Here is a 25,872-nt window from a genome sequence, read left to right on the forward strand (position 1 = left end):
GATAAACCAGCAAGCTTTCAGCAGCCTTGCAGACCGGGTGGTGAATGCGGACGCCGCGGGTGAAGGCGGCGTCGGTTCTTTCGGTGTTGCTTAGTGCACCAGCATGCCGGTGAACCAGTAGGCCTGGGCCAGGGTGATCAGGCCGACAATAGTGGCAAAGAACAAGCTGTGCTTGAGGGTGAAGCGGAACAGGTCCGACTCCTTGCCTACCAGGCCGGTGGCGGCGCAGGCCACGGCGATCGATTGCGGCGAGATCATCTTGCCGGTCACGCCGCCGCTGGTGTTGGCCGCCACCAGCAGGGTGTCATTGACTCCGATCTGGTGCGCGGTGGTGGCCTGCAGCGAACTGAACAGGGCATTGGACGAGGTATCGGAACCGGTGAGGAACACCCCGAGCCAGCCGAGGAACGGCGAGAAGAACGGGAACGCCGCGCCGGTGGCCGCCAGGACCAGGGCCATGGTCGAGGACATGCCCGAGTAGTTGGTGACGAAGGCGAACGCCAGCACCATGCCGATGGACAGGATCGGCCAGCGCAGCTCGTAGAAGGTCTCTTTTAAAGTGGTCAGACCAGTTTTGACGTTGATCTTCAGCACCAGCATGGAGATCAGCGCCGAGAAGAAGATCGCTGTGCCAGTGGCGGAGATCGGGTCGAGCTTGAACACCGCCGGGATAGCGGTCGGCGTGGTCACGATCGGCGCCATCTTGATCACCATCTGATCCAGATGCGGGATGGCGAAGTTGAACACCCAGCTGTACATCGAGCCGCCGGCGGCGAACATCGCCTTGAAGGGCTTGAGGGTCCAGATGGTCACCAGCACAGTGAGGATCAGGAACGGCGACCAGGCCTTGAAGATCTGCCCCAGGCTGTAGGGCGAAGCGACGGTGCTGCGTGGCTGGCCGAAGCCGCCGGCGCTGGCGGTCACGGCCGCGCTGGAGGTGGCACCGGCGATCTGTGCGCCGGCGGTGCGCTTGGGCTGCCAGATCTTCAGGAACAGGGTCAGGGAGATCAGGCTGGCCAGGGCCGAGGTGATGTCCGGCAGTTCCGGGCCGATGAAGTTCGAGGTGAAGTACTGGGTCACGGCAAAGCTCAGGCCGGCCACCAGCGCGGCAGGCCAGGTTTCCTTGACGCCGCGCAGGCCGTCCATCATGAACACCAGCCAGAACGGCACGAACAGCGACAGCAGCGGCAGTTGGCGGCCGGTCATGGCGCCGATCTTGAAGGCGTCGATGCCGGTCACCTGGCCGGCAACGATGATCGGAATCCCCAGGGCGCCGAAGGCTACGGGCGCGGTGTTGGCGATCAGGCACAGGCCGGCGGCGTACAGCGGGTTGAAGCCCAGGCCCACCAGAAGGGCGGCGGTGATCGCCACCGGTGCGCCAAAACCTGCCGCACCTTCGAGGAAGGCACCGAAGCAGAAACCGATCAGCAGCACCTGCAGGCGCTGGTCGTCGGTGATTGACAGCACCGAGCTGCGGATGATTTCGAACTGGCCGCTCTTCACGGTCAGTTTGTAGAGGAACACGGCGGCGACGATGATCCAGGCGATGGGCCACAGACCGTAGGCAAATCCATAGCCAGCGGCAGCGAAGGCCATGTCGGCGGGCATCTTGAAGGCGAAGATCGCCACCAGGATCGACAAGGCCAGGGTGATACTCCCGGCGACGTGTCCTTTGAGACGGAACACGGCCAGAGCCAGGAAGAAGAACACGATCGGGATGACGGCGGCGAGGGCGGACAGGCCGAGGCTGCCAAGCGGGCTATAGAGCTGTTGCCAGGTTTGCATAATGGGGTGGCCCCTAATTGTTGTTGGTCAGGCACTGCTAGCGTCTTGGTTAATTGGTAAGACCAATTTACAATCGCTGTTGGCTAGGGTAAAAGCCTTGTGCTCGGTGTGTCAATTTGCCGCCCTAAAACTTTTGTCGAATGCGCTATGGCGCGGCCATCTGATCGGTGCAAATGGCTGCCTTCTGCCAGGTGTTGGCGCGCCGTGAATAGGCCAGAATAGAGCCCCCCGGCGAAGGGTCGGGAGGGTGGAGAGTGAGTTATGGGGTTTGATCAGATACGCCAGCGCCGTTTGTCCGACGATATTGTCGAGCGCCTGGAAGGGATGATTCTCGAAGGCACCTTGAAGGCCGGTGAGCGGCTGCCGGCCGAACGCGCCCTGGCCGAGCAGTTTGGGGTGTCACGTCCTTCATTGCGCGAGGCGATCCAGAAACTGACGGCCAAGGGCTTGCTGATCAGTCGTCAGGGCGGCGGCAACTATGTGGTGGAATCCCTGGGCTCGACCTTCAGCGATCCGCTGCTGCACCTGTTGGAAAACAACACCGATGCCCAGCGCGATCTGCTGGAGTTCCGCCATACCCTGGAAGCGTCTTGCGCTTATTACGCGGCGCTGCGGGCGACGGCGGTGGATCGTGAGCGGCTGACTCAAGCCTTCGAGGAGCTGCAGGATTGTTATTCCCGCTCCGACGATGTCAGCCGTATCGAGGAGGGCGCGGCGGATGCCAAGTTCCACCTGGCGATTGCCGAGGCCAGTCATAACGCGGTGTTGCTGCACACCATCCGCGGCTTGTTCGATCTGCTCAAGCGCAACGTGGTGACCAACATCGGTGGCATGTACAAGCAGCGTACGGAAACCCGCGACATGCTGATCAGCCAGCACCGCGACCTGTACCAGGCGATTATCGAGGGGCGTGCGGAAGAAGCGCGGGAAGTTTCCAGCCGGCACATTCTCTATGTGCAGGAGGTGCTCGAAGAAGTACGCCAGGAAGTGCAGCGAGTAGCCCGGGCCGAACGGCGCAAGGGCATGTAATGCAAATCGCCGGCAAGCTGGCTCCTACCTGGGTGTTGTAGGAGCCGGCTTGCCGGCGAAAGCGACCTCAAGGCAGGAAGATCAGTCTTCCTTGCCCTTGGTCCGCACCGCACGCTGCAGCTCGCGATCGGAATCGCGCTCGCGTTCGGTGTGACGCTTGTCGTATTCCTTCTTGCCCTTGCCCAGTGCAATTTCACACTTGACCAGGTGCTTGCTCCAGTAGAGCGAAAGGCACACGCAGGCGTAACCCTTCTGCTGCACGGCAGCGAACAGCTTTTCCAGCTCGCGCTGGTTAAGCAGCAGCTTGCGCGTGCGCGTTGGGTCGGCGATGACGTGGGTGCTGGCGGTGGTCAGCGGGGTGAAATGGCTGCCGAACAGCCAGGCCTCGCCATCCTTGAGCAGCACGTAACTGTCCACCAGTTGTGCCTTGCCCGCCCGCAGACTCTTTACTTCCCAGCCGGCCAGGACCAGTCCAGCCTCGAACCGATGTTCGATGAAGTAATCGTGACGCGCCTTTTTGTTTTGCGCGATGGTCCCTGTTGGGTGTTTCTTCTGTTTAGCCATAGGGGCGGCATTATAGGGAGTTGCGCGCGCGTCGGCTACGGTGACGCAGCGTGCTTGAGCAGGTTGATTGAATCCCGGACAATGCGGCCTCTTTTTTTTCGGTTGGGCGCGTTAACGATGTCGACAGACAGGGTCTCTGTCCACGGCGGCTGGGCAAGCCGCTGGGTCTTTATACTCGCTGCAACTGGTTCGGCCGTGGGCCTGGGGAGCATCTGGAAATTCCCCTACATGGTCGGCGTCTATGGTGGTGGTGCCTTTGTCCTGGTGTTTCTGGCGTGTATTGCGCTGATCGGGTTGCCGGTGATGCTGGCAGAGACCCTGATCGGCCGTCGTGCGCGGCAAAGTCCGGCGAATGCCCTGAAGGCGCTGGCCCTGGAGGCCGGGCATTCGGCCAAGTGGTCCTGGGGCGCCTTTGCCGGAATGATCACGGCGCTATTGATCCTTTCCTTTTATAGCGTGGTGGGTGGTTGGTCCCTGGACTACATCATCGATATGGGGCGAGGGGATTTTCAGGGTGTGACCGCGGACCAGGTCGGGGCTTATTTCTCTACCGTGACGTCCGACCCTTGGCGCCTGACCTTATGGCACACGCTGTTCATGCTGCTATCGGCCTGGGTGATTGCCAAGGGGGTGGTGGCAGGGCTGGAGCGCAGTTTGCGGGTCATGATGCCCCTGCTGTTTGTGATGTTGCTGGTGCTGCTGGGTTACAGCATGACCACCGGGCATTTCATGCAGGGCCTGCATTTCATGTTCGATTTCAGCCTGGACCGCTTGTTGGATGGGCTGCTGCCGGCCATGGGGCATGCATTCTTTTCCCTCAGCGTCGGTGTCGGTTCGATCATGATCTACGGCGCCTATATGCCGAAGCATTCGTCCCTGTCCGGCACTGTGGTAGGGGTGGCGCTGCTGGACACCTTTGTTTCCCTGGTGGCGGGAATGGCCTTGTTTCCCATTGTGTTCGCTGCCGGGCTGAACCCCAGCGAAGGGCCTGGTTTGATGTTTATCAGTCTGCCGTTCGCCTTCGGTAATGTGGCGTTCGGCCAGCTTATGGGCGTAGTGTTCTTTATCCTGGTGGCGATTGCTGCCTGGAGCTCGGCCATTTCCTTGTTGGAGCCGATGGTGGCTTATCTCGTCGAGAGGACTAAAATCCGCCGCGGCTGGGTGACATTCTGGCTGGCGTTCAGCTGCTGGTTCGTGGGATTGGGGACGGTGTTTTCCTTCAATATCTGGCAGCAAGCCAAGTTTTTCGTGAACGAAGGCGGCGTTTTTCATCTCTACCGATGGGGCGCGGCCGGCGGTCTGGACTTCTTTGGTGTGATCGACTTTTTCACCTCGCGGATCATGTTGCCTCTTGGCGGTTTGTGCTTCGTGGTGTTTGCAGGTTGGGTGATGGGCCGTGAGGCTGTTCGTGATGAGTTGTCGTTGCGCAGTCCGTTGTTGTTCACCCTGGCCTTGTTTTTGATGCGCTATGTGGCGCCCGTCGGCATTCTTGTGGTGTTTGCCGCCCAGTTGTGGAAATGAAGCTCACATGACGACCCATATTCAACGTTCGGCCCTTTTGCCCTATCCGGCGCAGTTTCTGTATGACCTGGTCAATGATGTGGCCCGTTACCCGGAGTTTCTTCCCTGGTGCTCTTCGGCCGAGGTGCTGGAAAACAGCGAGGAACGGATGCGTGCCAGTCTGGCGGTGGCCAAGGGCGGCATGAGTCAGCGTTTTGTGACCTGTAATACCCTGGTACCCGGCCAGTCGATCGAGATGAACCTGGAAGAGGGGCCGTTCAATCAATTGCATGGCCTGTGGGTGTTCAAGCCGTTGGGAGAGAAGGCCTGCAAGATCAGTCTTGATCTGTCTTTTGATTATGCGGGGCCTTTGGTGCGGGCCACGTTAGGGCCGCTGTTCAATCAGGCGGCCAATACCCTGGTGGATGCATTCTGTCAGCGGGCCAAGCAACTGCATGGCTGAGTCCCTGATCTCGATCGAGGTGGTTTACGCCGCAGTCGATCGACAGTTGCTGATCACTGTATGGGTGCCCCAGGGCTCGACTCTGCGCGGTGCGCTGCTGGCTTCTTCCATAGGTGAGCATTTTGCCGAGTTGGATCTGGCGAACTGTCCGGTGGGTATTTTCGGCAAGCAGGTCATGAATCCTGAGCAGCATTTGGTTCAGGCAGGGGATCGAATCGAAATTTATCGTCCGCTGCTGGCGGATCCGAAAGAGGTTCGGCGTTTGCGTGCTGCCAAGGCCGCTCAGGTGCGTAAGCGCGGACAGTGATAGCCAGTGACAGGCAATAAAAAGCCCGGGAATGCCCGGGCTTTTTTATTCGCCACAAATTATTGCGGAGAGGTATCCAGTGGTTCAGGAATAGGCACTGGTACGGTTTTGACGCCATCCACATCTTTCTGGATCTGGTCCAGCAGCGAGCCCGGTTTGACCGGCTTCTCGGCTTTTGGCTTCTCGGCGTTCTCGGCAGGAGCGGTGACGGTGTTTCCGCTCTCTTTGCCAAGCAGGGCTTCGTCGCGGCTCACGCCAGGCATGAAGTCGCCGGCCAAGCTGACCAGTTGGTCGTTGCCATTGAAGATCAGGCTGACGCGTTCCTGTTGGCGTTCACCGCCGCCAGGTTGCAGGCTGTAGAGATAATCCCAGCGATCGGCATGGAACGTGTCGGTCAACAGAGGGTTGCCCATGATAAACCTTACTTGCCGTCGGGTCATTCCCGGGCGCAACTGGTCTATCATGTCCTGCGTCACGACATTGCCCTGCTGGATGTCGATTTTGTAAACCCCGGGGAATGAACAACCGGCGAGTGCGAGCAGTCCCACGAATGTGAAACTGGTTAGCAAGAGCTTGGTGTTTTGCATCGGTGGGCGACTTCCACTATCTTGGCTGGGACAACGTAAACCCCGATCATACCCGCATTAAGAGAAGCTGCGAAGCAGCATCGGCGAGAAAGCTGACCATGGTTGAAAATAGCGAACTACGTAAAGCCGGCCTTAAAGTGACTCTGCCACGGGTCAAAATTCTACAAATGCTCGATTCTACTGAGCAGCGGCACATGAGCGCTGAGGATGTCTACAAGGCGCTGATGGAAGCTGGTGAGGATGTCGGTCTGGCCACGGTTTACCGTGTACTGACTCAATTCGAAGCAGCCGGACTGGTGGTGCGCCATAACTTTGATGGCGGTCACGCTGTATTCGAGCTGGCGGATGGCGGTCACCACGACCATATGGTCAACGTGGAGTCTGGTGAAGTGATCGAATTCTTCGACGAGGAAATCGAAAAGCTTCAGAAGGCGATTGTCGAAAAGCACGGTTTCGAGTTGGTGGATCACAATCTTGTGCTGTATGTGCGCAAGAAGAAGTAAGCCTCTCACGCGACTGGCATAGTCGTGAAACGATCGAAGGCGACCTCAGGGTCGCCTTCGTGCTTTGTGCCTATATAAAAGAAGCGCTAAAACCTCAGGCCTTGGTGGTTACCACCATTTTCTTGGCATGGGCCAGGGACTCCTTGGTCAAATCGATACCGCCCAGCATGCGGGCAATTTCCTCGATTCTTTCGTTCTTGCCCAGTTTGGAAACGGCGGTATGGGTCGCGTTGTTGCCACGGACCTTGTGCACGAACAGATGTTGATGCCCCTGGGCGGCAACTTGTGGCAGGTGAGTAACCGTCAGCACCTGGCCGCGCTCGCCGAGACGCCGCAGCAATTGGCCGACGATCTCGGCAGTCGGGCCGCCGATCCCTACGTCGACTTCGTCGAACACCAGGGTAGGCACTCGTGAGGTTTGTGCCGTGATGACCTGGATCGCCAGGCTGATGCGTGACAACTCGCCACCCGAGGCGACCTTGGCCAGCGCCTTGAGCGGTTGTCCCGGGTTGGCGCTGACCAGGAGTTCGACCTGCTCCAGGCCGTTGGGCAGCAGCTCATCGCTGGTGTTAGCTCGCAGCTCGATCGTGAAGCGTCCGCCGGGCATGCCCAGGCGCTGAATTTCAAGTTCTACCGCGCTGGCCAGTCCGGTGGCCGCCTGCTCCCGCAAGCGACTCAGTTCCTGGGCTTTCTCCTGATAGTGGCGGGCGAAGGACTGCAGCTCTTCGCCGAGGCGCTCGATGCTCTCGTCGTTGGCGTCCAGGGCTTCGATTTCATCCAGCAGGGTTTGCTGCATGGCCGCCAGTTCGAAGGGCTGGATGCGATGCTTGCGTGCCAGGGTATAGATGGAGTCCAGGCGTTCCTCCAGCTGTTGCAGGCGTGCCGGGTCGGCATCGAAGTGATCGAGGAAGCGATTCAATTCGCCCACGGCTTCTTCCACCTGGATCTGGGCGCTGGCCAGCAGGTTGGTGGCCTCGCCTAATGCTCCTGTCGAGTTGCCGATGCTGGACAGGCGGTTGAGGCTGACGGTCAAGGCGTTGAGGACATTGCCGGAGTCACTTTCGCTGCACTGTTCGACCACCTGGCGGCAGATGCCCAGCAGGGTTTCGGCGTTGGTCAGGTTCTTGTGTTCCTGCTCCAACTCTTCGAGTTCGTTTTCTCCCAGGCCGAGATTCTCCAGCTCTTCAAGCTGATAGCTCAGCAGTTGATGGCGGGCGCGCTGCTCATCGCCGGAATTGGACAGGCGCTCCAGCTCCTGGCGGGTCTGGCGCCAGCGTTGGGCTGCCAGTTGTACCTGGCGGGCAAGATCGGTAGCGCCGGCATATTCATCCAGCAGGCGGCGATGGGTATCGGTTTTGAGCAGCGACTGGTGTTCGTGCTGACTGTGAATGTCGATCAAGAGCTCGCCCAGGGCCTTGAGGTCGCCAAGCGGGCAGGGCGTGCCATTGATATAGCCGCGTGAGCGCCCTTCGGCGGTGATGACCCGGCGCAGGATGCAGGGGCCGTCGTTGTCCAGGTCGCGCTCGGCCAGCCAGGTGCGGGCCTCGGGAATGTCCGCCAGGTCGAAGGTGGCGAGGATGTCGGCCTTGTCGGCTCCTGGTCGTACCACACCGCTGTCGGCCCGGTCGCCCAGGGTCAGGCCGAGTGCGTCGAGCATGATCGACTTGCCGGCGCCGGTTTCGCCTGTGATGACGCTCATCCCGCGATCCAGTTCCAGATCCAGGTGTTCGACGATGGCGTAATTGTGTACGGACAGGTGCACCAGCATGAAGGCCGCTCCCAAACTAAATGTCTGGTTATTTATACAGTGTTTTGTTTTGGGCTGACAATGCTTTCCCTTAGCTCGATTCGCTTGATTGATGCGTCTTTTTAGCGCGTTCGGTAATCACTGTTGTCTGGATTTACTGAAGGCTGATGACTTTTGCTGTGGTGGCGGGCTTGAACCCTGAAAATGCGACCCCATATAGCAGGGCAGAAGAGTGGGCCTGGCTCACTGACGATATTGAAAGGAGAATTTCATGGCTGACGAACAGACTCTGGATACGCAAAATCTAGACGCCAATCAGGCTCCCGAGGCTTCGGGTGAAGACCTGGCGGCTCGTGTACAAGTGCTCGAAGAGCAACTGGCTGGTGCGCAAGATCAGGCTTTGCGTGTTGCAGCTGATCTGCAGAACGTCCGCCGCCGCGCCGAGCAGGACGTGGAGAAAGCTCACAAATTCGCTCTGGAAAAGTTTGCCGGCGACTTGCTGCCGGTGATCGACAGCCTGGAGCGCGGCCTGGAGCTGTCCAACCCGGACGACGAGAGCATCCGTCCGATGCGTGAAGGCATCGAGCTGACCTTGAAGATGTTCCACGACACCCTCAAGCGTTATCAGTTGGAAGCCATCGATCCGCATGGCGAGCCGTTCAACGCTGAACAGCACCAGGCCATGGCCATGCAGGAAAGCGCAGACGTCGAGCCCAACAGTGTTCTCAAGGTGTTCCAGAAGGGCTATCAGCTCAATGGTCGCCTGCTGCGCCCGGCCATGGTCGTGGTCAGCAAGGTTCCTGCACCCGTTTCGCCTTCGATTGACGAAAAGGCTTGAAAACGGCTGTAGAGCCCCCATTTATCAGTCAAGCGTTTAAGTGCTACCGCAGTTTGCCACCACGGCTGCGGCATCCAAATCCAAAGTTTCGGGAGAGTTAACATGGGCAAAATTATCGGAATTGACTTGGGGACCACCAACTCGTGCGTCTCCATTCTTGAAAACGGCAACGTAAAAGTTATCGAAAACGCCGAAGGCGCGCGGACCACCCCGTCGATCATTGCGTACGCCAACGATGGCGAGATCCTGGTAGGTCAGTCGGCCAAGCGCCAGGCAGTCACCAACCCGCACAACACCCTGTACGCCGTAAAGCGTCTGATCGGTCGTCGTTTTGACGAAGAAGTTGTGCAGAAAGACATTCAGATGGTCCCTTACAAGATCGTCAAGGCTGACAACAGCGACGCCTGGGTTGAAGTGAACGGCCAGAAAATGGCCCCGCCACAGATCTCGGCTGAAATTCTCAAGAAAATGAAGAAGACCGCCGAAGATTACCTCGGTGAAGCGGTGACCGAAGCGGTCATCACTGTTCCGGCCTACTTCAACGACAGCCAGCGTCAGGCCACCAAAGATGCTGGCCGCATCGCCGGTCTGGACGTCAAGCGCATCATCAACGAACCAACCGCAGCCGCGCTGGCCTACGGTATGGACAAGGCCAAGGGCGATCACACCGTGATCGTTTACGACCTGGGTGGCGGTACTTTCGACGTTTCCGTGATCGAGATCGCTGAAGTCGATGGCGAGCACCAGTTCGAAGTGCTGGCTACCAACGGTGACACCTTCCTCGGTGGTGAAGACTTCGACATCCGTCTGATCGACTACCTGGTTGACGAGTTCAAGAAAGAAAGCGGCATGAACCTCAAGGGTGACCCGCTGGCCATGCAGCGTCTGAAAGAAGCTGCTGAAAAAGCCAAGATCGAGCTGTCCTCGAGCCAGCAGACCGACGTGAACCTGCCTTACATCACTGCAGACGCCACCGGTCCTAAGCACCTGAACGTGAAGATTTCCCGCGCCAAGCTGGAATCGCTGGTTGAAGACCTGGTTCAGCGCACCATCGAGCCTTGCCGTATCGCTCTGAAGGACGCTGGTATCGACGTTGGCTCGATCAACGATGTGATCCTGGTCGGCGGCCAGACCCGTATGCCTCTGGTGCAGAAAGCTGTAACCGATTTCTTCGGCAAGGAAGCTCGCAAGGACGTTAACCCGGACGAAGCGGTTGCCATGGGTGCTGCCATCCAGGGTGCGGTATTGGCCGGTGACGTGAAGGACGTACTGCTGCTGGACGTTAGCCCGCTGACCCTGGGTATCGAAACCATGGGTGGCGTGATGACCGCGCTGATCGAGAAAAACACCACGATTCCAACCAAGAAATCGCAAGTGTTCTCGACTGCCGATGACAACCAGGGCGCAGTGACCATTCACGTACTGCAGGGCGAGCGTAAGCAAGCCGCGCAGAACAAGTCCCTGGGCAAGTTCGACCTGACCGACATTCCACCTGCTCCACGTGGCGTGCCGCAGATCGAAGTGACCTTCGACATCGACGCCAACGGCATTCTGCACGTAGGTGCGAAGGACAAGGCTACCGGCAAGACTCAGTCGATCGTGATCAAGGCCAACTCCGGCCTGTCGGATGAAGAAATCCAGCAGATGATCCGTGATGCTGAAGCCAACTCGGAAGAGGATCGCAAGTTCGAAGAGCTGGCCACTGCCCGTAACCAGGGTGATGCGCTGGTGCACTCGACTCGCAAGATGGTGGCTGACGCCGGTGACAAAGTCACCGCAGAAGAAAAGGCCGCCATCGAAGCTGCTGTGGTCGCCCTGGAGGTCGCTGTCAAAGGCGACGACAAGGCTGCCATCGAAGCCAAGGTCGAAGAGCTGTCGAAAGTCTCGGCTCCGGTTGCTCAGAAGATGTACGCCGAACAGGCTCAGCCTGCAGAGGGCGCGGCACCACACGCCGAGTCCGCTGAAAAAGCCGATGACGTTGTCGACGCCGAGTTCGAAGAAGTTAAAGACCACAAGTAATAGCTTGTTGGTCGGCCGGTTGACTGCCTTTGGGCGGTGACTGGTAGGATGTCGCCGCGCGGGAGCTTGCTCCCGCGTTGGCGTGTCTGGAGTCAGTGAATTTTTGACGGCGTGCAACCTCCGTTTGTGCGCTGGCGGTCGGGCCGGAGAAGCTCCTGCTTTCCGGTTGCGACGACCGCAGTCGTCGACCTGCAATCGGGTCGTCTATCCAAGACCAGGATCGTTGAATTGACGTGAGTTGGGTCCGGGCCTGTATTGGGGCTCAGCGAGTTTGGCAGAGCTCAGGAGGGTTTGCCGGACGTCCTTAAGAGTGCAAAGACTTATGGCAAAGCGTGACTATTACGAAGTGTTGGGTGTGGAGCGCGGCTCCAGCGAAGCGGAGCTGAAAAAGGCTTACCGCCGCCTGGCGATGAAGCATCACCCTGATCGTAATCCCGGCGACAAAGCGTCGGAGGATATGTTCAAGGAGGCCAACGAGGCCTACGAAGTGCTGTCCGATTCCAGTAAGCGTGCAGCGTATGACCAGTACGGTCATGCCGGTGTCGACCCGAGCATGGGTGGCGGCGGTGCCGGTTTCGGTGGTCAGAATTTCTCCGATATCTTCGGTGATGTGTTCAGTGATTTCTTCGGTGGTGGTCGCGGTGGTTCCCGCGGCGGCGCGCAGCGCGGCAGCGATCTGCGTTACACCCTGGAACTGAATCTGGAAGAGGCGGTGCGTGGCACCACGGTAAATATCCGTGTGCCGACGCTGGTCAATTGCAAGCCGTGCGATGGTTCGGGCGCCAAGAAAGGCTCGTCACCTGTGACTTGCCCGACTTGCGGCGGCATTGGTCAGGTGCGCATGCAGCAGGGCTTCTTCTCGGTGCAGCAGACCTGCCCGCGTTGCCATGGCCAGGGCAAGATCATTTCCGATCCGTGCGATTCGTGCCGCGGCGAAGGTCGTGTCGAAGAGTACAAGACGCTGTCGGTCAAGGTGCCGGCCGGTGTCGATACCGGGGATCGTATTCGTCTTTCCGGTGAAGGTGAGGCGGGGGCCCAGGGTGGTCCGACCGGCGACCTCTATGTGGTGATCAATGTGCGTGAGCACGCGATCTTCCAGCGCGACGGCAAGCATCTGTTCTGCGAAGTGCCTATCAGTTTCGTCGATGCGGCGTTGGGCGGCGAGCTGGAGATTCCGACCCTGGATGGTCGGGTCAAGCTGAAGATTCCCGAGGGGACTCAGACTGGCAAGCAGTTCCGGATTCGCGGCAAGGGTGTTGCTCCTGTGCGTGGTGGCGGTGCTGGCGACCTGATGTGTCGGGTTGCGGTAGAGACGCCGGTGAATCTGAGTCGTCGCCAGCGGGAATTGCTGGAAGAGCTGCGTGGTTCGCTGGATGGCGATAACTCTCACTCGCCGAAAACCACTGGCTGGTTCGAGGGCGTCAAGCGCTTCTTCGGCGACCTGTAAGGAGTAGGGCATGCGACGTATAGCTGTGATGGGTGCCGCAGGGCGCATGGGCAAGACTTTGGTCGAGGCCGTGCAGCTGCGTTCGCCGCTCTCCGGCCTGACGGCCGCGATCGTTCGGCCGGGCAGTTCGCTGGTCGGTGCGGATGCGGGTGAGCTGGCGTCTCTTGGGCGTCTTGGCGTGCCAATGTCCGACAGCCTGGAAAAAGTCGTTGATGAGTTCGATGTGCTGATCGACTTCACCTTGCCGGAAGTGATGCTCAAGAACCTGGCGTTCTGCCGCAAGGCGGGCAAGGCCATGGTGATTGGTACCACCGGTCTTGGGGTCAAGGAAAAGCAGTTGCTGGTCGAGGCGAGCAAGGATATTCCCATCGTCTTCGCCGCCAACTTCAGTGTCGGGGTCAACCTGTCGCTGAAACTGCTGGATATGGCAGCGCGGGTCCTGGGTGATGACGCGGACATCGAAATCATCGAAGCCCATCACCGGCACAAGATCGATGCGCCGTCGGGCACGGCCCTGCGCATGGGTGAGGTGATCGCCAATGCCTTGGGGCGTGATCTGCAGCAGGTTGCGGTTTATGGTCGCGAAGGTCATACCGGTGCGCGTGAGCGGGATACCATTGGCTTTGCCACTGTGCGCGGCGGCGATGTGGTGGGGGATCACACCGTGTTGTTCGCCACCGAAGGCGAGCGTCTGGAGATCACTCACAAGGCGTCCAGTCGCATGACGTTTGCCAAGGGAGCGGTACGTGCTGCCCTCTGGCTGGATGGTCGCGAGGCCGGTCTTTACGACATGCAGGATGTGCTTGATCTGCGTTGAGAAGCATCTGAAGTGGGGTTGAGGTTGTCTTTCAACCTCGCTTCGCACCGCTAGGCGATGTTCTGTCGCATTCCTCTGCCTTTAGGGCTCATTAGCGGTGGACCGAAAAAGCCTTTTTCTGTAAGCTACAGCTTTAGTGTGTCCACTAAAAGCGCGCAGATAATTCGACGAAGAAGCGGGGTGACGTGTCTATACGTCATTCCGCTTTTTTGCAACCTGCGATCGCCCTTTCAGGCTCTATTTACGGGAGGTCTTCTTGACTAAGCCAGCCATACTCGCCCTTGCTGATGGCAGCATTTTTCGTGGCGAAGCCATTGGAGCCGACGGTCAAACCGTTGGTGAGGTGGTGTTCAACACCGCAATGACCGGCTATCAGGAAATCCTTACCGATCCTTCCTACGCCCAGCAAATCGTTACCCTGACTTATCCCCACATTGGCAACACCGGCACCACGCCGGAAGATGCCGAGTCCGATCGCGTCTGGTCGGCCGGCCTGGTCATTCGTGATCTGCCGCTGGTGGCCAGCAACTGGCGTAACACCCTGTCCCTGTCCGATTACCTGAAAGCCAACAATGTGGTGGCGATCGCCGGTATCGACACCCGTCGCCTGACGCGCATCCTGCGTGAGAAAGGTGCGCAGAACGGCTGCATCATGGCCGGTGACAACATCTCCGAAGAAGCGGCGATTGCCGCAGCCCGCGCCTTCCCGGGCCTCAAAGGCATGGACCTGGCGAAAGTCGTCAGCACCAAGCAAAGCTACGAGTGGCGTTCGACTGTCTGGGATCTGAAGACCGACAGCCACGCCACCCTTGAAGCCGCTGACCTGCCGTACCACGTGGTTGCCTACGATTACGGGGTCAAGCTGAACATTCTGCGCATGCTGGTCGAGCGTGGCTGCCGCGTGACCGTGGTGCCTGCCCAGACGCCGGCGAGCGACGTCCTGGCTCTCAATCCAGATGGCGTATTCCTGTCCAACGGCCCTGGCGATCCCGAGCCTTGCGACTACGCCATCAAGGCGATCAAGGAGATCCTCGATACCGAGATTCCGGTATTCGGCATCTGCCTGGGGCACCAGCTGCTGGCCCTGGCCTCCGGCGCCAAGACGCTGAAGATGGGTCATGGTCACCACGGCGCCAACCACCCGGTCCAGGACCTGGATACCGGCGTGGTCATGATCACCAGCCAGAACCACGGCTTTGCCGTGGATGAAGCCACGCTGCCGGGTAACGTCCGGGCGATCCACAAGTCGCTGTTCGACGGCACCCTGCAGGGTATCGAGCGTACCGACAAGAGCGCGTTCAGCTTCCAGGGCCACCCTGAAGCCAGCCCGGGCCCGAACGATGTGGCGCCGCTGTTCGACCGCTTCATCAACGAGATGGCCAAGCGACGCTAAGCGCTCGCCTTGAAAGTGTAGCGAGCAGCGCTTGAGGGTGGCCCCGGCGAGTCCGGCGGAATCCCCTCAGGCGCCTCAGAGAATGTTCAAGACGGCTTGCCGACTGACCTGCGGATTTGAGTGACAACCCATGCCAAAACGTACAGACATTAAAAGCATCCTGATTCTTGGCGCTGGCCCGATCGTGATCGGCCAGGCCTGCGAATTCGACTACTCCGGCGCCCAGGCTTGCAAGGCCCTGCGCGAAGAGGGTTACCGGGTAATCCTGGTGAACTCCAATCCGGCCACCATCATGACCGACCCGGCCATGGCCGACGCCACTTACATCGAGCCGATCAAGTGGCAGACCGTTGCCAAGATCATCGAGAAAGAACGCCCGGACGCGCTGCTGCCAACCATGGGCGGCCAGACGGCTCTGAACTGCGCCCTGGACCTGGAGCGCGAAGGCGTTCTGGAGAAGTTCGGCGTAGAGATGATCGGTGCCAACGCCGACACCATCGACAAGGCCGAAGACCGTTCGCGCTTCGACGCCGCGATGAAGTCCATCGGCCTGGCGTGCCCACGTTCCGGTATCGCTCACAGCATGGAAGAGGCCAATGCGGTTCTCGACAAGCTGGGCTTCCCTTGCATCATCCGTCCGTCCTTCACCATGGGCGGCACCGGCGGCGGTATTGCTTACAACCGTGAAGAGTTCGAAGAAATCTGCGCCCGCGGTCTGGACCTGTCGCCGACCAAGGAGCTGCTGATCGACGAATCGCTGATCGGCTGGAAAGAGTACGAGATGGAAGTGGTCCGCGATAAGAAGGACAACTGCATCATCGTCTGCTCCATCGAAAACTTCGACCCGATGGGCGTGCACACCGGTGACTCGATCACCGTGGCTCCGGCGCAGACCCTGACCGACAAGGAATACCAGATCCTGCGTAACGCCTCCCTGGCGGTATTGCGCGAGATTGGCGTGGAAACCGGCGGCTCCAACGTGCAGTTCGGCATCTGCCCGAACACTGGCCGCATGGTCGTGATCGAGATGAACCCGCGGGTGTCCCGCTCTTCGGCGCTGGCCTCGAAAGCTACCGGCTTCCCGATCGCCAAGGTCGCGGCCAAGCTGGCAGTGGGCTACACCCTGGATGAGCTGTCCAACGACATCACCGGCGGCAAGACTCCGGCGTCCTTCGAGCCGTCTATCGACTACGTCGTGACCAAGTTGCCACGCTTCGCCTTCGAGAAGTTCTCCAAGGCCGACGCACGCCTGACCACCCAGATGAAATCTGTTGGTGAAGTCATGGCCATCGGCCGGACTTTCCAGGAATCCCTGCAGAAAGCCCTGCGCGGCCTGGAAGTGGGCGTTTGCGGCCTGGATCCGAAGCTCGACCTGAGCAATCCGGAAAGCATGAACGTGCTCAAGCGCGAACTGACCGTGCCGGGTGCCGAGCGTATCTGGTACGTGGCTGATGCCTTCCGTGCCGGCATGACTGTCGAGCAGATCTTCGGCATGAACATGATCGACCCTTGGTTCCTGGTGCAGATCGAAGATCTGATCAAGGAAGAAGAGAGGGTCAAGACCCTGGGTCTGTCGGCCATCGATCGCGATCTGATGTTCCGCCTGAAGCGCAAAGGCTTCTCCGATCAGCGTCTGGCCAAGCTGCTGGGTGTGACCGAGAAAAACCTGCGTACTCACCGTCACAAACTGGAAGTGTTCCCGGTCTACAAGCGCGTCGACACCTGCGCTGCCGAGTTCGCCACTGACACCGCTTATCTGTACTCGACTTATGAAGAAGAGTGCGAGGCCGCGCCGTCGACCCGCGACAAGATCATGATCCTGGGTGGCGGTCCAAACCGTATCGGCCAAGGTATCGAGTTCGACTACTGCTGCGTACATGCTGCGCTGGCGCTGCGCGACGATGGTTACGAAACCATCATGGTCAACTGCAACCCGGAAACCGTTTCCACTGACTACGACACCTCTGATCGCCTGTACTTCGAGCCAGTGACCCTGGAAGACGTGCTGGAAATCGTCCGCGTCGAGAAGCCTAAAGGCGTGATCGTGCAGTACGGCGGCCAGACTCCGCTGAAACTGGCTCGTTCCCTGGAAGCGGCCGGCGTGCCGATCATCGGTACCAGCCCTGACGCTATCGACCGTGCCGAAGACCGTGAGCGTTTCCAGCAGATGGTCGAGCGCCTGAACCTGCGTCAGCCACCAAACGCCACCGTGCGCAGCGAAGACGAAGCGATTCGTGCCGCGACCAAGATTGGCTATCCGCTGGTGGTGCGTCCGTCCTACGTTCTGGGCGGTCGGGCGATGGAAATCGTTTACGAGGAAGAAGAGCTCAAGCGCTACCTGCGCGAAGCGGTTCAGGTGTCCAACGACAGCCCGGTGCTGCTGGACCACTTCCTCAACTGTGCCATCGAAATGGATGTGGACGCCGTTTGTGACGGCACCGATGTGGTGATCGGCGCAATCATGCAGCACATCGAGCAAGCCGGTGTTCACTCCGGTGACTCCGCGTGCTCGCTGCCGCCTTACTCGCTGCCGGCGCACATCCAGGACGAGATGCGTGAGCAGGTCAAGAAAATGGCCCTGGAGCTGGGTGTGGTCGGTCTGATGAACGTGCAGCTGGCCCTGCAGGGTGAGCAGATCTACGTGATCGAGGTGAACCCGCGTGCCTCCCGTACCGTGCCTTTCGTGTCCAAGTGCATCGGTGTCTCGCTGGCAATGATCGCTGCCCGTGTGATGGCGGGTAAGACTCTGAAAGAGCTGGGTTTCACCAAGGAGATCATTCCGAACTTCTACAGCGTCAAGGAAGCGGTGTTCCCCTTTGCCAAGTTCCCGGGTGTTGACCCGATCCTCGGCCCAGAGATGAAGTCCACCGGTGAAGTGATGGGTGTGGGCGATACTTTCGGTGAAGCCTTTGCCAAGGCCCAGATGGGCGCCAGTGAAGTATTGCCAACTGGCGGCACTGCATTTATCAGCGTGCGTAATGATGACAAGCCGCTGGTTGCAGGCGTAGCCCGTGATCTGATCAACTTGGGCTTCGAAGTGGTTGCGACGGCAGGCACCGCCAAGGTGATCGAGGCGGCCGGCCTGAAAGTGCGTCGCGTGAACAAGGTGACTGAAGGTCGTCCGCATGTGGTCGATATGATCAAGAACGACGAAGTCACCCTGATCATCAACACCACTGAAGGTCGTCAGTCTATCGCTGACTCGTATTCCATTCGTCGTAACGCCTTGCAGCACAAGATCTACTGCACTACCACCATTGCTGCTGGCGAAGCTATCTGCGAAGCGTTGAAGTTCGGTCCGGAAAAGACCGTGCGTCGCTTGCAGGATCTACACGCAGGATTGAAGGCATGAATAAATACCCAATGACCGTCCAGGGCGCTCGCGCCCTGGAAGAAGAGCATGCTCACCTGACCAAGGTCGTGCGTCCGAAGCTCAGCCAGGACATCGGTACGGCCCGTGAGTTGGGTGATTTGAAAGAAAACGCCGAATACCATGCTGCTCGTGAGCAGCAGGGTATGGTCGAGGCGCGGATCCGTGATATCGAAGGCCGCTTGCAGAACTCGGTGGTCATTGATGTCACGACCATCCCTCATAGCGGCAAGGTGATTTTTGGTACCACGGTGGAGATCGCTAACGTCGAAACCGACGAAAGTGTCACCTACCAGATCGTTGGTGAGGACGAGGCTGATATCAAGCTCGGTAAAATCTCCGTCGGTTCGCCGATCGCTCGCGCCTTGATTGCCAAGGAAGAGGGTGATGTGGTGGCGGTCAAAACGCCTGGCGGCGTTATCGAGTATGAGATTGTCGAAGTCCGTCACATCTGAAAGAAGGCGCCCGCTGCAAGCGGGCGCCATGCTTTGGCAGCTGACCCAGATGTTGTGGGTTGGCGGCTTGTGGTTGTTGCATCTCGGCTTGCTTCCCGCCCTGGGGCAGATTGGTCTTGCCCCTTTGCTGATCGAAGAAATTTCCACCTTGCTCAGTGCGTTGTTGGTGGGTTTTTCGGCGGCATGCCTGATCCTGCAGGCGGCGGTACTGATTCAGTCCGAAGGGCTGAAAAGTCTATGGCGGGATATTCGGGGGCAACTGCTGTTGATGGCGATGTATGCGTGCGGGATGTATTTCACTGTACGCATTCTGCTGCCGGAGGCTCAGCGCTGGCAGTTGTTCAGCTATCTGGTTCTGGGGTTTTCCGGTCTGGTATTGGTATTGCAGCCAGTGCCGGGATGGGGTGGAAGGGTGCGCCAGGCACACCCTTGACCCTTGTCGACGTCAGTGGAAACGATGGACGTTCGACAATTGCTTGTTTACCTTGGCGTTCTTGCGGTAGATCAACGCCATCTTGCCGATAACTTGCACCAGATCCGCTTTGCCGGCTTTGCACAGTTCGGCAATGGCTTCCAGGCGCGACTCGCGCTCAAGGATGTTGAGCTTGATCTTGATCAGCTCGTGATCGCTCAAGGCGCGTTCAAGTTCGGCTAGCACACCTTCGGTCAAACCGTTGTCAGCCACAGTCAATACTGGTTTCAGATGGTGGCCAATGGATTTGTACTGTTTCTTCTGCTCTTGAGTGAGCGGCATAATCTGACCCCTGCGTCTGATCTTGTAAAAAGCGGCGGCCAGTTTACCCGAGCGAGTCCGGGACCGCCCAGTTAATCACGACCCGTTTTATTTTTGAGGTGGCCCGTGGCCCGTTCCAAGACAAGCCATAACTGGCTGAAAGAGCACTTCAACGACCCATTCGTCAAAATGGCGCAAAAAGATGGGTATCGTTCTCGTGCCAGCTACAAGCTACTGGAGATCCAGGAAAAGGACCGGCTTATCCGTCCTGGCATGAGTGTTATCGACCTGGGTGCTGCGCCGGGTGGCTGGTCGCAAGTGACCAGTCGTCTGATTGGTGGTCAGGGGCGACTGATTGCTTCCGATATCCTGGAGATGGACAGCATTCCCGATGTGACCTTTATTCAAGGGGACTTCACCGAGGATGCGGTGCTGGCACAGATTCTCGAGGCTGTTGGAAATTCGGAAGTCGACCTTGTGATTTCCGATATGGCCCCCAATATGAGTGGGTTAGCGGCTGTGGATATGCCGCGGGCGATGTTCTTGTGCGAATTGGCGCTGGACCTTGCCAGCCGTGTACTACGTCCAGGTGGTGATTTTCTGATCAAAATCTTCCAGGGTGAAGGTTTTGACGAGTACCACAAGAGCGTTCGGCAGATGTTCGAGAAGGTACAGATGCGTAAGCCGACGTCCTCTCGTGACCGTTCCCGAGAGCAGTATCTGCTTGGGCGCGGCTTCCGGGGTCGTAGTGAGTGAGTAAGGTTTTTGACCGGGGTGATAGGATTTTCGTATTTCGCCCCGTCAGATTAAACGCATATTGTGTAGTCTAAGTTTCACATAGGGTTACAGACAGCGCCTGCCAGAGCTGTAGGTAATGTAGTAAGTTAGGCCGGTGAATATCATGCGAAGCGCGCGCCAGTAGCGGAGCTTGCTTCAGAGGGTAGTTAATTGAACGACATGGCAAAGAATCTGATCCTGTGGTTGATCATCGCTGCCGTCCTGGTGACGGTGATGAACAACTTCTCCAGCCCTAACGAGCCGCAGACCCTCAACTATTCCGACTTCATCCAGCAAGTTAAGGATGGCAAGGTCGAGCGCGTAGCTGTTGATGGCTACGTTATTACCGGCAAGCGCAACGATGGCGACAGCTTCAAGACCATCCGCCCTGCGATTCAGGACAACGGCCTGATTGGCGACTTGGTGGACAACCATGTTGTGGTCGAAGGCAAACAACCTGAGCAGCAAAGTATCTGGACCCAACTGTTGGTCGCCAGCTTCCCGATCCTGGTGATCATTGCAGTCTTCATGTTCTTCATGCGGCAAATGCAGGGTGGGGCAGGCGGCAAAGGTGGGCCGATGAGCTTTGGCAAGAGCAAGGCGCGTCTGCTCTCTGAAGATCAAGTGAAAACCACTCTGGCTGACGTCGCAGGTTGTGACGAGGCCAAAGAGGAAGTTGGCGAGCTGGTTGAGTTCCTGCGTGATCCAGGCAAGTTTCAGCGTTTGGGTGGTCGTATTCCTCGCGGCGTGCTGATGGTCGGTCCTCCGGGTACCGGTAAGACCCTGCTGGCCAAGGCCATTGCCGGTGAAGCCAAGGTGCCGTTCTTCACCATTTCCGGTTCCGACTTCGTCGAGATGTTCGTCGGTGTTGGTGCCAGCCGTGTTCGCGATATGTTCGAACAGGCCAAAAAACATGCGCCATGCATCATTTTCATCGATGAGATCGACGCTGTCGGTCGTCACCGTGGTGCCGGCATGGGCGGCGGTCATGATGAACGTGAGCAGACCCTCAACCAATTGCTGGTTGAGATGGATGGCTTTGAAATGAACGACGGCATCATTGTGATTGCCGCTACCAACCGTCCAGACGTACTCGACCCGGCGCTGCTGCGTCCCGGTCGTTTCGACCGTCAAGTGGTGGTGGGGCTGCCGGATATTCGCGGTCGTGAGCAGATTCTCAAGGTTCACATGCGCAAAGTGCCAATGGGCGAAGATGTGGCTCCGGCAGTGATCGCGCGCGGTACTCCGGGCTTCTCCGGTGCGGACCTGGCGAACCTGGTGAACGAGGCCTCGCTGTTCGCGGCGCGTACCGGTAAGCGTATTGTCGAAATGAAAGAGTTTGAGCTGGCCAAGGACAAGATCATGATGGGCGCTGAGCGCAAATCCATGGTTATGTCCGAGAAAGAAAAGCAGAACACCGCTTATCACGAAGCTGGCCACGCCATTGTCGGTCGAGTCGTGCCTGAGCATGATCCGGTCTACAAAGTCTCGATCATTCCTCGCGGTCGGGCGTTGGGCGTCACCATGTTCCTGCCGGAAGAAGACCGCTACAGCCTGTCCAAGCGAGCCCTGATCAGCCAGATCTGCTCGCTCTATGGTGGCCGTATCGCAGAAGAGATGACTCTTGGTTTTGACGGTGTGACCACCGGTGCATCCAACGACATCATGCGCGCCAGTCAGATTGCCCGGAACATGGTCACCAAGTGGGGGTTGTCCGAAAAGCTCGGTCCGTTGATGTACGCGGAAGAAGAGGGCGAAGTATTCCTGGGTCGTAGTGCGGGCAGCCAGCACGCCAGCTTGTCCGCTGAAACGGCGAAGCTGATCGACTCTGAAGTGCGCAGCATCATTGATCAGTGCTACGGCACTGCCAAGCAGATCCTGACCGACAACCGCGACAAGCTGGACGCCATGGCAGACGCCCTGATGAAGTACGAAACCATCGATGCTGATCAGATTGACGACATCATGGCCGGGCGCACGCCGCGTGAACCTCGTGATTGGGAGGGCGGTTCGGGCACTACTCCTCCAGTGGTGCAAAACGAACGTCCGGAAACACCCATCGGCGGCCCTGCTGCCGACCACTAAGGTTTTAAATGACTTCTGTTCCTTCCTCCACCCGGTTGCCTTGCGGCAACCGGGTTCTTGATTTGGCCCGTGTGCATGTCATGGGCATTCTCAATGTAACCCCCGATTCCTTCTCTGATGGCGGTCGCTTCAGCCAGCTGGATGTCGCCTTGCGGCATGCCGAGGCCATGGTCCTGGCTGGTGCTACGCTGATCGATATCGGCGGCGAGTCGACGCGGCCAGGTGCCCGTGCGGTATCGCCTCTGGAAGAGTTGGAGCGTGTGGCCCCGGTCGTGGAGCGAATTAATCGCGAGCTGGATGTGGTTATTTCCGTTGATACCTCAACGCCGGCTGTCATGCGCGAAACTGCTCGCCAGGGAGCGGGGTTGATCAATGATGTGCGCGCATTGCGCCGTGATGGTGCCCTGGATGCGGCGGCCGCTACAGGTTTGCCTGTATGCCTGATGCATATGCTCGGTGAGCCTGGCGACATGCAGGACAACCCGCACTACGAGGATGTCGCTCGGGAGGTGAGTGAGTTTCTGCTTGAGCGGATGGCCGCGTGTGCGTCGGCGGGGATCGAGGCTGAGCGCATTGTCCTTGACCCGGGCTTTGGTTTTGCCAAGACCCTGCAGCACAATTTGAGTCTGTTCAAGCATATGGAGACCTTGCATGCCCTTGGGCGCCCCCTGCTGGTTGGGGTGTCGCGCAAAAGCATGATTGGTCAGTCCCTGAATCGACCTTTAGCCGAGCGATTGCACGGCAGTCTGGCACTTGCGGCACTGGCGGTGACCAAGGGCGCGAAGATTATCCGCGTCCATGATGTTGCCGAAACGGTGGATGTGGTGCGAATGATTGCGGCAGTGGAATCCGCCGAATAAGAATGATGGAGTACTTATGACGAAGAAATACTTTGGCACCGACGGCATTCGTGGTCGTGTGGGCGAATACCCGATCACTCCAGACTTCATGCTCAAGCTCGGCTGGGCGGCAGGCATGGCTTTCCGCAGCATGGGGGCTTGCCGGGTGCTGGTGGGCAAGGACACCCGTATTTCTGGCTATATGTTCGAGTCGGCTCTGGAGGCCGGATTGTCCGCCGCCGGCGCGGATGTGATGTTGTTGGGGCCGATGCCAACACCGGCGATCGCTTACCTGACGCGCACCTTTCACGCCGAAGCGGGCATTGTCATCAGTGCTTCGCACAATCCTCACGATGACAACGGCATCAAATTCTTCTCGGGCGAAGGTACCAAGCTCCCCGACGAAGTAGAGCTGATGATCGAAGAGTTGCTGGACGCTCCGATGACCGTGGTCGAGTCGAGCAAACTCGGCAAGGTATCGCGAATCAATGACGCCTCGGGGCGGTATATCGAGTTCTGCAAGAGCAGCGTGCCTTCCAGCACCAGCTTCGCCGGCCTGAAGATCGTCCTGGACTGTGCTCACGGCGCGACCTACAAGGTAGCGCCCAGTGTGTTCCGTGAGCTGGGTGCGCAAGTGACGGTGCTTAGTGCGCAACCTAACGGCCTGAACATCAACGAGAACTGCGGTTCGACTCATATGGCGCAACTGCAGGCGGCAGTTCTGGCGGAGCATGCGGACCTGGGGATTGCCTTCGACGGTGACGGTGATCGGGTGCTGATGGTCGACCAGACCGGCGCCATCGTTGACGGTGACGAACTGTTGTTCATCATCGCTCGTGATCTGCATGAGCGAGACAAGTTGCAGGGCGGCGTGGTCGGTACTCTCATGAGTAACCTCGGTCTTGAGCTGGCGTTGGCGGATCTGGGTATTCCTTTTGTGCGAGCCAATGTTGGCGACCGTTATGTGATTGCTGAGCTGCTTGAGCGCAACTGGTTGGTGGGTGGAGAGAATTCCGGCCATATCGTGTGCTTCCGCCACGCGACCACCGGTGATGCAATCATTGCCGCGCTGCAGGTGCTGATGGCGCTCAAGGCGCGTGGTGAAAGTCTGGCGCAATCACGCCAGGGTCTGCGCAAATGCCCTCAAGTGCTGGTCAACGTCCGTTTTGGTGGCGGCGACAGTCCGGTTGAGCATCCTGCTGTGAAAGAGGCTTGTGAGCGCGTTACGACCGCTATGGCGGGGCGTGGCCGGGTTTTGCTGCGCAAGTCCGGTACTGAGCCTCTGGTGCGTGTCATGGTCGAAGGTGACGATGAAGCGCAGGTTCGAGCCTACGCCGATGAGCTGGCAAAACTGGTTGCTGAAGTTTCTGCCTGATTTCGGCTTGCCAGTGTTGTTTTGGTTGGGTAACATCTGCGCCCACTTTGACCGACGAGGTACAGCATGCGTCGCCCTATGGTAGCTGGTAACTGGAAGATGCACGGTACCCGCGCCAGCGTCGCTGAGCTGATCAACGGCCTTCGTCATCTGGCCTTGCCAAGCGGTGTTGATGTCGCGGTATTCCCGCCTTGCTTGTATATCAATCAAGTGATTGATGGCTTGAAAGGCAAGTCGATTCAGGTCGGCGCGCAGAACTCTGCGGTGGAATCCATGCAAGGTGCGTTGACGGGCGAAATCGCCCCGAGTCAATTAGTGGATGCAGGTTGCTCCCTGGTGCTGGTTGGGCACTCCGAGCGCCGCCTGATCATGGGTGAGCGTGACGCGACTCTCAACCGCAAGTTTGCAGCAGCGCAGGCCTGTGGTTTGAAGCCGGTTCTGTGTGTAGGGGAAACCCTTGAGCAGCGCGAAGCTGGTAAGACTCTAGAGGTTGTCGGGCGTCAGTTGGGCAGCATCATCGAAGAGTTGGGTGTTGGCGCTTTCGCCAATGCGGTTATCGCTTACGAGCCGGTCTGGGCCATTGGTACCGGGCTGACTGCAACACCGCAACAGGCGCAGGATGTGCACGCAGCCATTCGCGCACAGTTGGCGGCAGAGAATTCTGAAGTGGCACGAGGAGTGCGGCTTCTATACGGCGGCAGCGTGAAGGCGGCCAATGCGGTCGAACTGTTCGGCATGCCGGATATCGATGGGGGGCTCATTGGTGGAGCTTCCCTGAATGCAGATGAGTTCGGTGCGATCTGTCGCGCCGCGGGAAACTGAAAAAATGCTGGAAACAGTCGTAGTCGTTTTTCATCTGCTGGGTGCCCTGGGCGTAGTTGCTCTGGTTTTGCTGCAGCAGGGTAAAGGTGCCGATGCTGGCGCGTCTTTCGGTGCAGGTGCTTCAAATACTGTGTTCGGAAGCCAAGGTTCCTCTACCTTTCTTAGTAAGTTTACTGCTATACTTGCCGCCGGTTTCTTCATAACCAGCTTGGGGTTAGGTTACTTTGCTAAAGAGAAAGCTCACCAGCTGACTCAAGTAGGTTTGCCAGATCCAGCAGTACTTGAAGTACCAAAGCAAAAACCGGCTTCTGATGATGTCCCGGTGCTCCAAGAGCAAAAGTCGGCCAACAGTGCGACTGACGTACCTCCAGCTCCAGAGCAGAAGTAAGAAGAGTTTCACGCAGTAACGTAGTCTAT

At 58.6% G+C, this 25,872-nt stretch carries 24 protein-coding genes; 19 read left to right on the forward strand and 5 right to left on the reverse strand.

All coding sequences use genetic code 11. The features are described 5' to 3' along the window. Positions 1-90 precede the first annotated feature (90 nt). Positions 91-1,785: a lactate permease LctP family transporter gene (locus POS17_RS04080; RefSeq protein ID WP_060837474.1), complete on the reverse strand. Its 1,695-nt coding sequence runs from the start codon at positions 1,783-1,785 to the stop codon at positions 91-93. Positions 1,786-2,046: 261 nt separating this feature from the next. Between POS17_RS04080 and POS17_RS04085 the strand changes: the two genes are divergently transcribed. Continuing rightward, positions 2,047-2,814: an FCD domain-containing protein gene (locus POS17_RS04085; protein ID WP_060837475.1), complete on the forward strand. Its 768-nt coding sequence runs from the start codon at positions 2,047-2,049 to the stop codon at positions 2,812-2,814. An 81-nt stretch (positions 2,815-2,895) separates the two neighbouring features. Here the strand turns inward: POS17_RS04085 and smpB are convergent, their stop codons facing one another. After that, complete coding sequence (gene smpB / locus POS17_RS04090) at positions 2,896-3,378, reverse strand: SsrA-binding protein SmpB (protein ID WP_022642145.1); 483 nt, start codon at positions 3,376-3,378, stop codon at positions 2,896-2,898. A gap of 117 nt (positions 3,379-3,495) precedes the next feature. Here smpB and POS17_RS04095 point away from each other — a divergent pair, with 117 nt between their 5' ends. From POS17_RS04095 to POS17_RS04105, 3 genes are read left to right on the forward strand one after another with little or no spacing between them, the layout of a single operon-like run. Further along, complete coding sequence (locus POS17_RS04095) at positions 3,496-4,899, forward strand: sodium-dependent transporter (RefSeq protein ID WP_060841873.1); 1,404 nt, start codon at positions 3,496-3,498, stop codon at positions 4,897-4,899. 7 nt (positions 4,900-4,906) lie between these two features. Continuing rightward, entirely contained in the window at positions 4,907-5,341 is a 435-nt protein-coding gene (locus POS17_RS04100; RefSeq protein WP_016967218.1) for a type II toxin-antitoxin system RatA family toxin, read from the forward strand. Further along, positions 5,334-5,648, forward strand: coding sequence for an RnfH family protein (locus tag POS17_RS04105; RefSeq protein ID WP_060837476.1), 315 nt, complete (start codon positions 5,334-5,336; stop codon positions 5,646-5,648). The genes POS17_RS04100 and POS17_RS04105 overlap by 8 nt, the downstream gene beginning before the upstream one ends. A 59-nt stretch (positions 5,649-5,707) precedes the next feature. Here the strand turns inward: POS17_RS04105 and POS17_RS04110 are convergent, their stop codons facing one another. Then, a complete protein-coding gene (locus POS17_RS04110; RefSeq protein WP_060837477.1) occupies positions 5,708-6,235 on the reverse strand; it encodes an outer membrane protein assembly factor BamE in 528 nt (175 codons plus the stop codon). Between the two features lie 98 nt (positions 6,236-6,333). Here POS17_RS04110 and fur point away from each other — a divergent pair, with 98 nt between their 5' ends. Continuing rightward, entirely contained in the window at positions 6,334-6,738 is a 405-nt protein-coding gene (gene fur / locus POS17_RS04115) for a ferric iron uptake transcriptional regulator (RefSeq protein WP_011059185.1), read from the forward strand. Positions 6,739-6,832: 94 nt separating this feature from the next. On the opposite strand, the gene recN is transcribed toward fur, so the two are convergent. After that, a complete protein-coding gene (gene recN / locus POS17_RS04120) occupies positions 6,833-8,506 on the reverse strand; it encodes a DNA repair protein RecN (RefSeq protein ID WP_060837478.1) in 1,674 nt (557 codons plus the stop codon). Between the two features lie 250 nt (positions 8,507-8,756). Between recN and grpE the strand changes: the two genes are divergently transcribed. The 8 genes from grpE (at position 8,757) to POS17_RS04160 (ending at position 19,257) form a co-directional block, all read left to right on the forward strand. After that, positions 8,757-9,323, forward strand: a complete 567-nt coding sequence (gene grpE, locus POS17_RS04125) for a nucleotide exchange factor GrpE (RefSeq protein WP_047301678.1) — start codon at positions 8,757-8,759, stop codon at positions 9,321-9,323. Between the two features lie 102 nt (positions 9,324-9,425). Further along, the gene (dnaK, locus tag POS17_RS04130) at positions 9,426-11,342 is read left to right on the forward strand and encodes a molecular chaperone DnaK (protein ID WP_060837479.1); all 1,917 of its coding nucleotides are present in this window, start codon (positions 9,426-9,428) and stop codon (positions 11,340-11,342) included. A 322-nt stretch (positions 11,343-11,664) separates the two neighbouring features. Continuing rightward, entirely contained in the window at positions 11,665-12,789 is a 1,125-nt protein-coding gene (dnaJ, locus tag POS17_RS04135) for a molecular chaperone DnaJ (protein WP_060837480.1), read from the forward strand. A gap of 10 nt (positions 12,790-12,799) precedes the next feature. Next, complete coding sequence (dapB, locus tag POS17_RS04140; RefSeq protein WP_060837481.1) at positions 12,800-13,606, forward strand: 4-hydroxy-tetrahydrodipicolinate reductase; 807 nt, start codon at positions 12,800-12,802, stop codon at positions 13,604-13,606. A 256-nt stretch (positions 13,607-13,862) separates the two neighbouring features. Then, positions 13,863-14,999, forward strand: a complete 1,137-nt coding sequence (gene carA, locus POS17_RS04145; RefSeq protein WP_060837482.1) for a glutamine-hydrolyzing carbamoyl-phosphate synthase small subunit — start codon at positions 13,863-13,865, stop codon at positions 14,997-14,999. 130 nt (positions 15,000-15,129) lie between these two features. Next, complete coding sequence (gene carB / locus POS17_RS04150) at positions 15,130-18,351, forward strand: carbamoyl-phosphate synthase large subunit (protein ID WP_060837483.1); 3,222 nt, start codon at positions 15,130-15,132, stop codon at positions 18,349-18,351. Continuing rightward, positions 18,348-18,824 carry a transcription elongation factor GreA gene (greA, locus tag POS17_RS04155; protein WP_060837484.1) on the forward strand — a complete coding sequence of 159 codons (477 nt, stop codon included), beginning with the start codon at positions 18,348-18,350 and terminating at the stop codon, positions 18,822-18,824. The genes carB and greA overlap by 4 nt, the downstream gene beginning before the upstream one ends. 28 nt (positions 18,825-18,852) lie before the next feature. Continuing rightward, on the forward strand, positions 18,853-19,257 hold the full coding sequence (locus POS17_RS04160; protein ID WP_060837485.1) for a hypothetical protein: 405 nt from the start codon (positions 18,853-18,855) through the stop codon (positions 19,255-19,257). 12 nt (positions 19,258-19,269) lie between these two features. Here POS17_RS04160 and POS17_RS04165 read toward each other — a convergent pair whose 3' ends face one another. Then, positions 19,270-19,578, reverse strand: coding sequence for a YhbY family RNA-binding protein (locus POS17_RS04165; protein WP_007920867.1), 309 nt, complete (start codon positions 19,576-19,578; stop codon positions 19,270-19,272). A 105-nt stretch (positions 19,579-19,683) separates the two neighbouring features. Between POS17_RS04165 and rlmE the strand changes: the two genes are divergently transcribed. The 6 genes from rlmE (at position 19,684) to secG (ending at position 25,843) form a co-directional block, all read left to right on the forward strand. Beyond that, complete coding sequence (gene rlmE, locus POS17_RS04170) at positions 19,684-20,313, forward strand: 23S rRNA (uridine(2552)-2'-O)-methyltransferase RlmE (RefSeq protein ID WP_016967229.1); 630 nt, start codon at positions 19,684-19,686, stop codon at positions 20,311-20,313. A 201-nt stretch (positions 20,314-20,514) separates the two neighbouring features. Continuing rightward, a complete protein-coding gene (gene ftsH, locus POS17_RS04175; RefSeq protein WP_060837486.1) occupies positions 20,515-22,419 on the forward strand; it encodes an ATP-dependent zinc metalloprotease FtsH in 1,905 nt (634 codons plus the stop codon). Positions 22,420-22,427: 8 nt separating this feature from the next. Further along, positions 22,428-23,279, forward strand: a complete 852-nt coding sequence (gene folP, locus POS17_RS04180) for a dihydropteroate synthase (RefSeq protein ID WP_060837487.1) — start codon at positions 22,428-22,430, stop codon at positions 23,277-23,279. Between the two features lie 16 nt (positions 23,280-23,295). Next, positions 23,296-24,633, forward strand: a complete 1,338-nt coding sequence (gene glmM / locus POS17_RS04185) for a phosphoglucosamine mutase (RefSeq protein ID WP_016967235.1) — start codon at positions 23,296-23,298, stop codon at positions 24,631-24,633. 66 nt (positions 24,634-24,699) lie between these two features. Further along, a complete protein-coding gene (gene tpiA / locus POS17_RS04190; RefSeq protein WP_011059200.1) occupies positions 24,700-25,455 on the forward strand; it encodes a triose-phosphate isomerase in 756 nt (251 codons plus the stop codon). Between the two features lie 4 nt (positions 25,456-25,459). After that, positions 25,460-25,843 (forward strand): preprotein translocase subunit SecG, encoded by a 384-nt coding sequence (secG, locus tag POS17_RS30695; RefSeq protein WP_015634120.1) that lies wholly within the window; start codon positions 25,460-25,462, stop codon positions 25,841-25,843. The last annotated feature ends 29 nt before the right edge of the window (positions 25,844-25,872 follow it).

This window comes from Pseudomonas sp. Os17, from assembly GCF_001547895.1.
GTDB lineage: Bacteria > Pseudomonadota > Gammaproteobacteria > Pseudomonadales > Pseudomonadaceae > Aquipseudomonas.